This window comes from Streptomyces sp. CRN 30 (genome assembly GCF_034105845.1).
The window spans coordinates 1-13116 of record NZ_JAVRHI010000329.1; the positions used below are offsets into that span (position 1 = coordinate 1).

11 protein-coding genes and 1 pseudogene are annotated in these 13116 nt (G+C 71.6%); 3 read left to right on the forward strand and 9 right to left on the reverse strand.

Annotated elements, in window-relative coordinates:
- Positions 1-138: 138 nt before the first annotated feature.
- Complete coding sequence (locus UW392_RS35345) at positions 139-297, reverse strand: hypothetical protein (protein ID WP_320779302.1); 159 nt, start codon at positions 295-297, stop codon at positions 139-141.
- 4 nt (positions 298-301) lie between these two features.
- Between UW392_RS35345 and UW392_RS35350 the strand changes: the two genes are divergently transcribed.
- From UW392_RS35350 to UW392_RS35360, 3 genes are all read left to right on the forward strand, one after another.
- Positions 302-2659, forward strand: a complete 2358-nt coding sequence (locus tag UW392_RS35350; RefSeq protein WP_320779303.1) for a polysaccharide lyase 8 family protein — start codon at positions 302-304, stop codon at positions 2657-2659.
- A 154-nt stretch (positions 2660-2813) separates the two neighbouring features.
- Positions 2814-4397, forward strand: coding sequence for an acyl-CoA carboxylase subunit beta (locus tag UW392_RS35355; protein ID WP_320779304.1), 1584 nt, complete (start codon positions 2814-2816; stop codon positions 4395-4397).
- Between the two features lie 20 nt (positions 4398-4417).
- Positions 4418-4612, forward strand: coding sequence for an acyl-CoA carboxylase subunit epsilon (locus UW392_RS35360; protein WP_320779305.1), 195 nt, complete (start codon positions 4418-4420; stop codon positions 4610-4612).
- A gap of 126 nt (positions 4613-4738) precedes the next feature.
- Here the strand turns inward: UW392_RS35360 and UW392_RS35365 are convergent, their stop codons facing one another.
- The 8 genes and pseudogenes from UW392_RS35365 to UW392_RS35400 form a co-directional block, all read right to left on the reverse strand.
- A complete protein-coding gene (locus UW392_RS35365) occupies positions 4739-5320 on the reverse strand; it encodes a GTP-binding protein (RefSeq protein WP_009314218.1) in 582 nt (193 codons plus the stop codon).
- Complete coding sequence (locus UW392_RS35370) at positions 5301-5870, reverse strand: DUF742 domain-containing protein (protein WP_320779306.1); 570 nt, start codon at positions 5868-5870, stop codon at positions 5301-5303. The genes UW392_RS35365 and UW392_RS35370 overlap by 20 nt, the downstream gene beginning before the upstream one ends.
- Positions 5871-5964: 94 nt before the next feature.
- Positions 5965-6378 (reverse strand): roadblock/LC7 domain-containing protein, encoded by a 414-nt coding sequence (locus tag UW392_RS35375; protein ID WP_054219305.1) that lies wholly within the window; start codon positions 6376-6378, stop codon positions 5965-5967.
- Between the two features lie 10 nt (positions 6379-6388).
- Positions 6389-9676 carry a nitrate- and nitrite sensing domain-containing protein gene (locus UW392_RS35380; protein WP_320779307.1) on the reverse strand — a complete coding sequence of 1096 codons (3288 nt, stop codon included), beginning with the start codon at positions 9674-9676 and terminating at the stop codon, positions 6389-6391.
- Positions 9677-10087: 411 nt separating this feature from the next.
- Positions 10088-10663 carry a GTP-binding protein gene (locus tag UW392_RS35385; protein WP_215170007.1) on the reverse strand — a complete coding sequence of 192 codons (576 nt, stop codon included), beginning with the start codon at positions 10661-10663 and terminating at the stop codon, positions 10088-10090.
- Positions 10644-11042, reverse strand: coding sequence for a DUF742 domain-containing protein (locus UW392_RS35390; RefSeq protein ID WP_003973454.1), 399 nt, complete (start codon positions 11040-11042; stop codon positions 10644-10646). The genes UW392_RS35385 and UW392_RS35390 overlap by 20 nt, the downstream gene beginning before the upstream one ends.
- A gap of 111 nt (positions 11043-11153) precedes the next feature.
- Positions 11154-11567, reverse strand: coding sequence for a roadblock/LC7 domain-containing protein (locus UW392_RS35395; RefSeq protein WP_003973453.1), 414 nt, complete (start codon positions 11565-11567; stop codon positions 11154-11156).
- A gap of 9 nt (positions 11568-11576) precedes the next feature.
- Positions 11577-13116 (reverse strand): annotated as a pseudogene (locus tag UW392_RS35400) (hypothetical protein); the annotation flags it as partial.

Below are 13116 nucleotides of genomic sequence, written 5' to 3' on the forward strand. Positions count from 1 at the left end.
CCGGCCCCCGGCCCCCTGGCCCGGCCCCCTGGCCCGGCCCCCGGCCCGGTCCGGGGGCGGCCCCGCCCGGGTGAGGGCGGATGCTCGTCGGGCCGTTCGGCCGAGCGCGGGTGGATGCCCGGGTGGCGGTCGGCTCCGTCAGCCGGTGGGGGTGAGGGCGAGGGCGTGGACGTCAGAGGCATCGGCTGCGGTGTGTGCCGTGCCCGGTGCGGCGGCGTACCGCGCCCGACCGCGTGGTGCGGGGGTGGCGAGGGTGACGCCTTCTTCCGCCGCGTCGGCCGGCGTGGTAGACGCCATGGACATGACCTCGTCGCCCTTCGGTGTGCCCCGCCGTGCCGTCCTCCTCGCCGCCGCACTAGCCGCCACGCTCTCCCCGGCCCTAGGCGCCCCGGCCCGCGCCCGCGCCGCCGAGGCCGACGATCCCTACGACACCCTCCGCCACCGCTGGGTCGACCTCTCCCTGGGCACCGGCTACGACCCCGCCGCCGAGCCGTACGCCTCCCGGCTCGCCCGGACCGGCGAACTGGCCCGCACCTACCGGCGGACCATGGCGCCGACCCCCACCTCCCTCTGGCCCGGCCGGCCCTTCGACCCGCCCTCCGGCATCACCGCCGCGTACGGCCGGCTGTGGACGATGACCCAGGCGTATCTCCAGGACGGCACCGGCTCCACCGGCGACGACACCCTCCTCGCGGACGTCCTGCGCGGCCTCGACCACCTCTCCGCCACCGTCTACAACCCCGCCACCACCCGCTACGGCAACTGGTGGGAGTGGCAGATCGGCAGCCCCCGCCTCCTGACGGACATCGCCGCCGCCCTGTACGACCACCTCGGCGCCGACCGCGTCGCCGCCGCCTGCGCCGCGGTGGACCACTTCGTCCCCGACAGCGCCCTCGGCGACTACACCGGCACCTCCACCGGCGCCAACCGAGTCGACCTGTGCCGGTCCGTCGCCCTGCGCGGCGTCCTCGGCCGGGACCCAGCCAAGATCGCCCTCGCCCGCGACGCCCTCTCCCCGGTCTTCCCGTACGTGGAGAAGGGCGACGGCCTCTACGCCGACGGCTCGTTCGTGCAGCACACCTGGGTCGCGTACTCGGGGACGTACGGGCAGGTCATGCTCGACGGACTCGGCCGCCTCTTCACGCTGCTGGCCGGCTCCGAGTGGGAGGTGCGCGACCCGAACCGGCAGACCGTCCTGGACAGCGTCGAGAACGCCTACGCGCCGCTCGTCCACGACGGCCTGATCGCGGACTGCGTCAGCGGACGCGCCATCAGCCGCGGCCTGTCCCAGGGCGACGAACTCGGCGTCCTGCGCGGCGACCACTACCACGGCCAGCAGATCATCGCCGCGATGGCCGTCCTCGCGGGCGGCGCGAGCGAGGCCGAGCGCGACCGCTGGCACGCCCGCCTCAAGGGCTGGATCGAACGCGGCACCTACGCCCCGATCCTGACGGCACCCCAGTTCGGCGTCGCCGACCTCGCCCGGCTGCACGCCGTCGCCGCCGCCCCCGTCGCGGCCGCACCCGACCCCGTGGGACACCATCTCTTCGCCGCCATGGACCGCGCCGTGCACCGCCGCCCCGGCTTCACCGCCGCCCTGTCCATGGCGAGCGACCGCATCGCCCACTACGAGTGCGGCAACGGCGAGAACCCGCGCGGCTGGCACACCGGCGCCGGCTGGCTCTCCTGGTGGCCGGCGGGCGGACAGCAGGGCCAGTACACCGACTGGTTCTGGCCCACCGTCGACTGGTACCGCCTCCCCGGCACGACCGTCTCCACCCGCCGCCTCGCCGACCGGGCGGGCGGCGAGTGGGGCGAGGCCCGACCCGGCGCGCGGTGGGTCGGCGGCACCACCGACGGGACGTACGCGGTCGTCGGCCAGGAACTGGAGGGACTCGGCTCCACCCTCCGCGCCCACAAGACCTGGTTCTTCCTCGACGACCACGTGGTCTGCCTCGGCGCAGGCATCACCTGCGCGGACGGCGTCCCCGTCGAGACGGTCGTCGACAACCGCAACCTCGGCGAGGCGGGCACCGCCGCCCTCACCGAGGGTCCCGGCTGGGCCCACCTCGACGGCCACGGCGGCTGGATCGTCCTCGACGGCGGCACCCTGCGCACCCTGCGCGAGGACCGCACCGGCGCCTGGTCCGACATCAACACCGGCGGCTCCACCGAGCGCCGCACCCGCCGCTGGCAGACCCTCTGGCTGGACCACGGCACGGACCCCGCCGACGCGGCCTACGCCTACGTCCTGCTCCCCGGCGCGACGCGCGGCGCCGTCGCCCGCCGAGCCGCCGACCGCGACCGCGACCGCGACCGCGTCAGAATCCTCGCCAACGACCCGTCACGCCAGGCCGTGACGGTCCCCGCACTGGGCCTGACAGCGGCGGCCTTCCGGGAGGCCGGTACCGTGGACGGGCTCACCGCGTCGGCCGGCGCGAGCGTCCTGGTCCGCCGCCGGGGCCGTACCGCCACGCTCCACATCAGCGAACCACCCCGTACGGGCGAACCGCTGGAGATCACCTGGGACCACCCCGTGGGAGCGCCGGTCCGGGCCGACGAGACGGTCGAGATCCTGTCCACGGGCCGTCGGCTGCGGCTGCGCGTCACCCCGGGGACGGTATGCGCGACGCACGGATGTGAGGTGACTCTCAGCTGACGTCTTTGTGCGACCTCTACAACGGGCGGACCCCCTGAGCAGTCGAAAAGGCTGCATGTCGCCGCGGTTCTGTTCAGTCGTACCAGGAAAACGCTCCGGAGACTGTGAGGAGTCGACGGCTCGCTTTCCTTGGTCCGCTTCGTAAGGTCGCTACATGACCGTTTTGGATGAGGCGCCGGGTGAGCCGACGGACGCGCGCGGGCGGGTCGCCGAGCTGCACGAGATCCGCGGGCGGGCGCTGGCCGGGCCGAGCGAGAAGGCGACGGCGGCGCAGCACGGCAAGGGCAAGCTGACCGCGCGGGAACGGATCGAGCTGCTCCTCGACCCGGACTCCTTCCGCGAGGTCGAGCAGTTGCGCCGGCACCGGGCGACCGGATTCGGGCTGGAGGCGAAGAAGCCGTACACCGACGGCGTCGTCACCGGCTGGGGGACGGTCGAGGGCCGGACGGTCTTCGTCTACGCACACGACTTCCGGATCTTCGGCGGCGCGCTGGGCGAGGCCCACGCCACCAAGATCCACAAGATCATGGACATGGCCATCGCGGCCGGTGCCCCGCTGGTCTCCCTGAACGACGGCGCCGGCGCCCGCATCCAGGAGGGCGTCTCCGCCCTCGCCGGGTACGGCGGCATCTTCCAGCGCAACACCAAGGCGTCCGGCGTCATCCCGCAGATCAGCGTGATGCTCGGCCCGTGCGCGGGCGGCGCGGCGTACAGCCCCGCCCTCACGGACTTCGTCTTCATGGTCCGCGACACCTCGCAGATGTTCATCACCGGCCCGGACGTCGTCAAGGCGGTCACCGGCGAGGAGATCACGCAGAACGGCCTGGGCGGCGCCGACGTGCACGCCGAGACCTCCGGCGTCTGCCACTTCGCCTACGACGACGAGGAGACGTGCCTCGCCGAGGTCCGCTACCTCCTCTCCCTCCTCCCGCAGAACAACCGGGAGAACCCGCCGCACGCCGAGTCCTCCGACCCGGTGGACCGCCGCTCCGACGTCCTCCTCGACCTCGTCCCGGCCGACGGCAACCGGCCGTACGACATGGCCAAGGTCATCGAGGAGATCGTCGACGACGGCGACTACCTGGAGGTCCACGAGCGCTGGGCCCGCAACATCATCTGCGCGCTGGCCCGGCTCGACGGCCAGGTCGTCGGCATCGTCGCCAACCAGCCGCAGACCCTCGCGGGCGTGCTGGACATCGAGGCCAGTGAAAAAGCTGCGCGCTTCGTCCAGATGTGTGACGCTTTTAACATCCCGATCGTGACGTTCCTGGACGTTCCGGGCTTCCTGCCGGGTGTCGACCAGGAGCACGGCGGGATCATCCGCCACGGCGCGAAGCTGCTGTACGCGTACTGCAACGCGACCGTGCCGCGGATCAGCCTGATCCTGCGCAAGGCGTACGGAGGTGCGTACATCGTCATGGACTCCCAGTCCATCGGGGCGGACCTCACCTATGCCTGGCCGACCAACGAGATCGCCGTGATGGGCGCGGAGGGCGCCGCGGGCGTCATCTTCCGCCGGCAGATCGCCGGCGCCGAGGACCCCGAGGCCATGCGGCAGAAGATGGTCAAGGAGTACAAGGCCGAGCTGATGCACCCGTACTACGCGGCCGAGCGCGGTCTGGTCGACGACGTCATCGACCCGGCCGAGACCCGCGAGGTACTGGTCAGCTCCCTGGCGATGCTCCGGACCAAACACGCCGACCTGCCCTCCCGCAAGCACGGCAACCCTCCGCAGTGACCTCTCAAGGAGCCCGATCCATGTCCATGCCCGACATCCGCGTCGAGAAGGGCCACGCCGACCCGGAAGAGGTCGCCGCGATCACCGCCGTACTGATGGCCCGTGCGGCGGCCCGGCCCGCCGAGATCGCCCCGGCCCGCGGCGGCAGCGTCCGCGCCGGCTGGCGCCGCCTGGAACGAGAGCCCGGCTTCCACGCCCCCCACAGCTGGCGCTGAGCACCCGGAGAACCGAGAAGGCCCCCTCCCACAAGGAGGGGGCCTTCTCGATGTCCGTCAGGGGAAGCCCCCGTCAGGGGCGCGGGGAACTGCGCGACAAGCCACAGCGCACCCGCGCCCGGCGAACTACCGCAACCGCGCCATCAACGCATGCTCCACCAGCGTGATCAACGCGGACTTGGCGTCCGCCCGATGCCGGGCATCGGTCGTGATGATCGGCGTGTCCGGACCGATCTGCAACGCCTCCCGGACCTCGTCCGGATTGTACGGCTGCTGCCCGTCGAACCCGTTCAACGCGATCACGAAGGGCAGCCCGCTGTTCTCGAAGTAGTCGACCGCCGGGAAGCAGTCGGCGAGACGACGGGTGTCCACCAGCACGATCGCGCCGATCGCACCCCGCACCAGGTCGTCCCACATGAACCAGAACCGGTCCTGACCGGGCGTACCGAACAGGTAGAGGATCAGGTCCTGGTCGAGGGTGATACGGCCGAAGTCCATGGCGACCGTCGTGGTCGTCTTGTCCCCGGTGTGGGTGAGGTCGTCGATCCCCGCTGACGCGGATGTCATGACGGCCTCTGTGCGCAGCGGATTGATCTCCGAGACGGCGCCGACGAACGTGGTCTTACCCACGCCGAAACCGCCTGCCACCACGATTTTCGCGGACGTGGTGGAGCGGGAAGGCCCTCCGCTAGAGCTTGCGAAGTCCACTGAGCACCCTTTCGAGCAGTGTCACGTCTGGCTGGCCGCCGGCGCTCTCGTCGCCGCCGGGTTGATGGATGGCGACCAGTCCCGCCTCCGCCAAGTCGGCGACGAGGATCCTGGCCACGCCGAGAGGGATGGTCAGCAAGGCCGAGATCTCGGCCACCGACTTGATCTCACGGCAGAGGTGGCAGATCCGCTGATGCTCGGGCAACTGGCCCTGCATCTGGTGCGGCTGCGCGGTGGTGTGCACCAGCGCCTCGATGGCGAGCTGGTACCGCGGGCGCGTCCGGCCGCCGGTCATGGCGTACGGACGTACCAGGGGGTTGTTCGACGCCCCGGCGGGCGCGGGCTCAGGGGCGCGGCGCTGCGGCTGCACGGGCTGGATGCGCGGGGCCGGCGGCTGGTCGTACGGCGAAGGGCCGGGACCCTGCGGCGCGTACGGCTGCCGGTGGCTGGGCGTGGAGGGAAAGCCGTACGGGTTCGCACCGTCGCCGTGGCCCTGTGCGGGGCCGTACGACCAGTTGCCCGAAGACGGACCGCCTGGGGGTGTTGCCACTTTCTCCTCCTCCGACTGTGCCTGGCACCCACCACTGTGGAGCCGCGTCCCGAAACCTTACGGCCCCGGGACGCCAAAACGCACCGTCTGCCCGTTAGTTGAGAAGGCTCCCTTGGAGCTCGGCGCGCAGGTCCGGCGTGAGGACGGTACCGGCTCGGTCGACCAGAAGGGCCATCTCGTACCCAATGAGACCGATGTCCGCCTCCGGGTGTGCGAGAACCGCGAGCGACGAACCGTCGGATACGGACATGATGAACAGGAATCCCCGCTCCATCTCCACAACCGTCTGGTTCACATGGCCGCCCTCGAAGATGCGCGAGGCACCGGCGGTCAGCGACGTCAGACCGGAGGCGACGGCCGCGAGCTGGTCGGCGCGGTCGCGCGGGAAGCCTTCGGACATCGCCAGAAGGAGTCCGTCGGCGGAGACCACCACCGTGTGGGACACCCCCGGGGTGTTGTCCACGAAGTTGGTGATCAACCAGTTCAGGTTCTGCGCCGCCTGGCTCATCGGGCTCACACTAACGCTCCTGGTCGTAGGTGCTGTCAGAACCACTGTGGTGAGACCCAGTGGCCTGGCCGTTGTTCGATTCACTGCCTGCGTTGCGGCCTCGCTCGACGCCGCGCCGCAGGTTGCTCAGCCTGCCCCGGACATCCTCCGGGGCGCGGGAGACCTGGGGGCCTCCCTGGGGGGTGGACTCGGCGGTTCCCTCGACCAGATTGGCCTTGGGCACCCGCCGGGGCAGACCGGAGGAGGTCACTCCGCCCGCCTTCGGCTTCTTCAGCTGGGAAGCCTGCTGCCAGCGTTCGTCGTTGGCCGAACGCCAGTCGCCCTCGCCGTTGCCCTCCGGAGCGGACGCCGCCGTCTCCCGGTCCGCGCGCTGTCCGCTGCCCGCGGACGCGTTCGCCGCGGAACCACGGCGCGGCAGCCCGGCATCGGTCAGGTCGTGGGAGGCGGAAGGAGCCGGTCCCGGACGGTCGAAGCCTACGCGGTCGTCTCCGCTCACGTCAGCGGACTGCGGGGAGTACCCCTCCGCGGGGGCCGCCGGATAGGCGGACGGATAGCCGTTCGCGTAGGCGTCCTGCTGCGGCCAGTCGTCCTGCGGACGGGGCTGTTCGAAGCCGGGGAAGCCGTCCTGGGCCCCGCCGCCGGCGACCGGGCGCTCGGGCAGTCCCGCCTCGGTGTACGAGGTCGGCGCGTAAGCGCCGTCGGGGGAGTAGGCATCGCCCTGCGGCAGTCCGCCGTTCGGCGCGTAGTACTGGTTGTCGTACGCCTGCTGCTGTGGTGCGTCGTACGCGGTCGGGCCCTGGTCGGCGTAGGGCGGCTGCTGGTCGTAGCCGGCCGGCGCCTGCTCCTGGTAGCCGCCGCGGCCGTCGTCGTACGCGGGCTGCTGACCGGTGAACGGGTCCTGGTACGGGGCGGCCTCCCCCGGCGCGGCCGGGTCGGCGCCGTCCTGGCCCGGGTGGGCGTGGGACTCCAGCGCGGCGCGGCGCTCCTCGCGCATCAGGCTGCGGCCGACCGGGTCCAGCTCGCGCACGTCGTCGGGGACGTCCGCGTAGCGGCTGTCGTCGAAGCCCAGCTCGGCGGCGGTGCGCAGCGGCTGCTGCGACTGCGGCTGCGCGAAGTTCTCGCCGCCGCCGAACTGCTGCTCGGGGATGATCTGCGAGACCGTGAAGTCGCCCCGCTCCACCGGGCTCTCGCCGCCGCCGCCGTGCGTGATGGCGTCCGGGAGCATGACCAGCGACGTGGTGCCGGCCTGCTCGCCGGAGGGGCGCAGCTGGACCCGGATGCCGTGCCGGTCGGAGAGGCGGCCGACCACGAACAGGCCCATGCGCTGCGAGATCGCGGCGTCCACGGTCGGCGGGTTGGCCAGCTTGTGGTTGATGTCCGCGAAGTCCTCGGCGGTCAGGCCGATGCCCTTGTCGTGGATCTCGATCATCACGCGGCCGTCGGGCAGCCGGGTCGCGGTGACGCGGACCTTGGTCTGCGGCGAGGAGAAGGTGGTGGCGTTCTCCAGCAGCTCGGCGAGGAGGTGCACGAGGTCGGTCACGGCCCGGCCGTGGATCTCGGCCTCCGGCACGCCCGACAGCTCGATGCGCTCGTACTGCTCCACCTCGGAGGAGGCGGCGCGCAACACGTCGACCAGCGGGACCGGCTGGTCCCAGCGGCGGCCGGGCTCCTCGCCGGCGAGGACGAGGAGGTTCTCGCCGTTGCGGCGCATGCGCGTCGCGAGGTGGTCGAGCCGGAAGAGGCTCTCCAGCTGGTCCGGGTCGGCCTCGTTGTTCTCCAGGTCGGTGATGAGGGTCAGCTGGCCCTCGATCAGCGACTGGTTGCGGCGCGAGAGGTTGGTGAAGATCGCGTTGATGTTGCCCCGGAGCAGCGCCTGCTCGGAGGCGAGCCGCACCGCCTCGCGGTGGACCTGGTCGAACGCGCGGGCGACCTCGCCGATCTCGTCGGTGGTGCTGATCGGGATCGGGGCGACCCGGGTGTCGACCCGGCCGGGGTCGGTACGGGAGAGCTGGTCGACCAGCATCGGCAGCCGCTGTTCGGCGACGCCGAACGCGGCGTTGCGCAGCTGGCGCATGTTGCGGCTCATCTGGCGGGCGACCATGCCGGCCAGGATGAACGCGGCGAGCAGCGCGACCACGACGATGGCGCCGGTGATGTAGGCGTCCTGCTCGGCGTCGTCGGCTATGCCGGAGGCCTCGCTCACGGCCTTGTCGGCCATGTCCGACTCGATGGTGCGGTAGGCGTCGAACTTGAGGGTGTTGACCGCCCACCAGTTCTCCGGCGTGATGCCCTGCCGGGCCAGCGACGCACGGGCGGCGGTGTCCGTGGACTCCAGCGCGGCCAGCTCCGTGACCATGGTGGTCGGGTTGGTCGGCGGCGCCACGTAGTCCGGGTCGTCGGCGGCGGCCTCCTTGGCCAGGGCCGCGCCGTCCGCCTTGATCTTCGTCTCGGCGTCCTCCAGCTTCTTGGCGTCCGCCTCGGTACCGCCGCCGATGTACTCCTCGACGGCGATGCCCTCCAGATAGGCGTAGGAGGACAGGGCGACGCGCTGGCTGGCCAGGTGGCTCGGGTCGGGACCCGGCTTGACCAGCATGTGCATGCCGATGGCGCGTTCGAGGGAGAGGGACGCCTTGGTCAGGCCGATCGCGTAGACGGTACGGCCGTAGGAGGTGATGTTGCCGGTGCCGAGTCCGAGTTCGTTGGCGAACTCCATCAGGGGGTGGGCGACGCCGACGTACCCCTCCTCGGTCTCCACGCCCTTGAGCTTGGAGGTGTAGGCGGTGGTGCGCAGCGCCTGGAGCTGGGGCTCGACGTCGCGGAACTGCTTCAGCCGGCGTTCCAGACCGGCCTTGGCGGGCATCCCCTGCGCCGCCACGTCGAACAACTTGGCGGCCTCGTCGGTGACGCCGCGCGCCTTGATGACGGCCTCGTCGTTCTTCTTGCCCTGGAGCAGCGGGGCGGCGGAGACGTCCCGCTCGTTGTAGAGGGCGTTGGCGTAGGTGAGGGAGGCCTGGACCAGGCGGGCGGTGCTCTCGGCGTCCTCGGCGTCCTGCCAGGTGTCGATGGAGCTCTTCACCTGGAAGCCGCCCATGACGAGGCCGACCAGCACGGGTATGAGGAGGATGGCGTTGAGGCGCGTGGCCACCCGCCAGTTCCGCGGCGAGAGCCGGCCGCCGCTCGGCGCGGCGGGTGCGGCCTTGGGTTCCTGGCCGGCCACGGGGGTGGGCGCCGCTGTGCGCGGCGGCGGGGTGAAGTTGCCCCGGGCCGACGGCTCGGGACTGTTCTTGCTTCGCCTCACTCGACCAACAACCTCTCGGCGGTCGGCACCTGTGTCGTGCCGCTGTGTCTCAGAGCCCAGTACGTCTACGTCTTCTACGCCGGCCACGTCAACGAGTACGCATTACTGTCGAGTACGTCTTTGACCATTGGGCAGTTCTGGCATTCCAGCATGACGACCAGCGCTCTTCCAAACAGTGTGACGGGCAGATTACATGTGAGGTAAGCCCTAGATAAAACGGTCAAAACGAGCGAGGAGCGTCAAAAGCCGGGACGTTCGTGCGCACAGCGAGACCGGATGTGCGCGACGCGTGGCGGCACCACCCGATTCCTCTGCCGAAACGTTATGAACACCGGAGCCGGCCGTGTCAAAGGACACAGCCGGCTCCGTGGTGCCTACGGCAACTTCCGTATGCCGTTCCCGACTTGATCGCTACCGCAGCCGCGCCATCAGCGCGTGCTCGACCAGCGTGATCAGCGCACTCTTCGCGTCGGCCCGGTGCCGCGCGTCGGTGGTGATGATCGGGGTGTCGGGACCGATCTGCAGGGCCTCGCGGACCTCGTCCGGGTTGTACGGCTGCTGTCCGTCGAACCCGTTGAGGGCCACGACGAAGGGCAGCCCGCTGTTCTCGAAGTAGTCGACCGCCGGGAAGCAGTCGGCGAGCCGCCGCGTGTCGACCAGCACGACCGCGCCGATCGCACCGCGGACCAGGTCGTCCCACATGAACCAGAACCGGTCCTGGCCCGGTGTACCGAAGAGGTACAGGATCAAGTCCTGGTCGAGCGTGATGCGGCCGAAGTCCATGGCGACCGTCGTGGTCGTCTTGTCCCCGGTGTGCGTGAGGTCGTCGATCCCGGCGCTGGCGGACGTCATGACGGCCTCGGTGCGCAGCGGGTTGATCTCCGAGACGGCGCCGACGAACGTGGTCTTGCCCACGCCGAAGCCGCCGGCCACCACGATCTTGGCGGAGGTGGTCGCCCGACCCCCGTCAGAGCTTGCGAAGTCCACTGAGCACCCTTTCGAGCAGTGTCACGTCCGGCGCGCCGCCGTTGTTCTCGTCGCCGCCCGGCTGGTGGATGGCGACCAGTCCCGCCTCGGCGAGGTCGGCGACCAGGATCCTCGCCACACCGAGGGGCATCGCCAGCAGCGCCGACACCTCGGCCACCGACTTCACCTCACGGCACAGGTGGCAGATGCGCTGGTGCTCCGGGAGCAGCCCCATCAGCGCTGCCGGGTCGGCCGTCGTGCTGATCAGCGCCTCGATGGCGAGCTGATAGCGAGGCCGGGTCCGGCCGCCGGTCATCGCATAGGGACGTACCAGCGGCTGGTCGCCCTCGTCCTCGTACGGTTCCGCGTACGGATCATGAGAGGCGGTGGGCGGGGTCATGGGTCCTCCGGGCGGGACAGCAAGTCGGTAAGTCAAGCCGTCCGATGTGGCCGGTGGGGGGATTGTGGCGGCCGGACGGTGATTTGGTGAGACGGGTGGTGCCGGGGCCTGTCAGTGGAGCAGACTTCCTTGTAGCTCGGCGCGCAGATCAGGCGTGAGCACCGCACCCGCGCGGTCGACGAGGAGAGCCATCTCGTAGCCGACCAGGCCGATGTCGCACTCCGGGTGCGCCAGGACGGCGAGGGACGAACCGTCCGAGACGGACATCAGGAAGAGGAACCCGCGTTCCATCTCCACGACCGTCTGCGCCACGTTGCCGCCCTCGAAGATCCGGGACGCCCCGGCCGTGAGTGAGGTCAGCCCCGAGGCGACGGCCGCGAGCTGGTCGGCGCGGTCGCGCGGGAAGCCTTCGGACATCGCCAGAAGGAGTCCGTCGGCGGACACGACGACGGTGTGGGACACCCCGGGGGTGTTGTCCACGAAATTCGTGATCAACCAGTTGAGGTTCTGTGCCGCCTGGCTCATCGGGCTCAACTAACGCTCCTGCTGGTGAGTGGGCCTCGGGAAGTTGCCGGTCTGGCCGCTTCCCGCCTGACGGCCCTGTGCGATACCCCGACGGAGATTGGTCAGCCGGCCGCGCACCTCGTCGGGGGCGCGCGAGACCTGCGGACCGCTCTGGTGAGACTGCTGCTGAGCCGTGCCCGGCACGAGGTTCGCACGGGGCACCCGGCGCGGCAGGCCGGAGGTGGTGATGCCGCCCGCGGCCGGCTGCCGGACACGCTCGGCCTGCCGAACGAGTTCGTCGTTCGGCGAGCTGCGCCAGGAAGAGGTCGCGGGACGCTGCGGTGCGGCGGACTGCGGTGCCGCGGAGGTCTGCGGCTGCTCCGGAGCCGGAGCGGCGGACGGGGCGTCGCCCTGGAGCCGCTCCCTGCGTTCGCCGCGGAACCAGTTGGTCTCCAACGTGTCGAACAGCGGCGTCCGCCCGTCGCCGGGGCCGGTGGCCGGCGGCAGGGCCTCGGGCTCCTGCCGCACCGGACGCTGCGGCCGGGCGCCGCCGAAGTCGTTCCCGCCGTACCCGCCGCCGTTGACCTGCGGCCGCTCGAACTGACCGGTGACGGCCGGGTACTGGCCGGTGGCGGAGGCGTCCTGCGCGGCGTACTGACCGTTGGCCGACGCGTCCTGCTGGGCGTACTGCCCCGTGGTGGAGGCGTCCGGCTGGGCGTACTGGCCACCGGCCGCGGGGGAGCGGTCGTAACCCTGCGACGCGAAGGCGTCGTCCTGGGGCTGACGCTCGTACTGGCCCGTGGTGGAGGCGTCCTGCCGCGCGTACTGGCCGGTGGTCGACGCGTCCTGCTGGGCGTACTGGCCGGTGGTCGACGCGTCCTGCTGGGCGTACTGGCCGGTGGTCGACGGGTCCTGCTGGGCGTACTGGCCGGTGGTCGACGGGTCCTGCTGGGCGTACTGGTCGCCGGCCGCGGGGGAGCGGTCGTAGCCCTGGGACGCGAAGGCGTCGTCCTGGGCCTGGCGCTCGTACCGCCCGTCGGCCGCGGCGGTGTCCGGGCGCTCGAACTGGCCGGTGGTGGCCGGGTCCTGGCGGCCGGGCAGGTCGTGGCGACCGGTGGAGGAGTCGTCGTAACCCTGCGGGGCGGGGTAACCGCCCTGGTCGGCGGGGGTGCCGAAGACGTCGGTGCGGACGAACGCCCCGCCGTCCTGCGAGCCGTCCCGGCCGCCGCCCTGCGGCGCGTGATCACCGGGCCGGCCGAACTGGTCGGCGGGCGCCGACGCGTTCCGCTCCGGCGCGGCGAACCGGCCGGCGTCGCCGGGCGCGGGCGTGTCGAAGTCCGGGCGCGGGAACTCCGACGTGGAGGCGGGACCCTCCCGCTCGTCGAAGCGGCCGATCGCCGGCATCTCCGCGGTCGCCGCCGGACCCTGCCGGTCGTCGACGCGCGGGATCTGGGAGGTACGGGCGACGTCCGGCTCCTCGTGGCCGCGCGGCGCGTCCAGCGGGGCGGGCCGGGCGCTCTCGTCGCCCCAGCTCGGGACCCGCGGCTGCGGCTGCGGGGCGCCGCCGGGC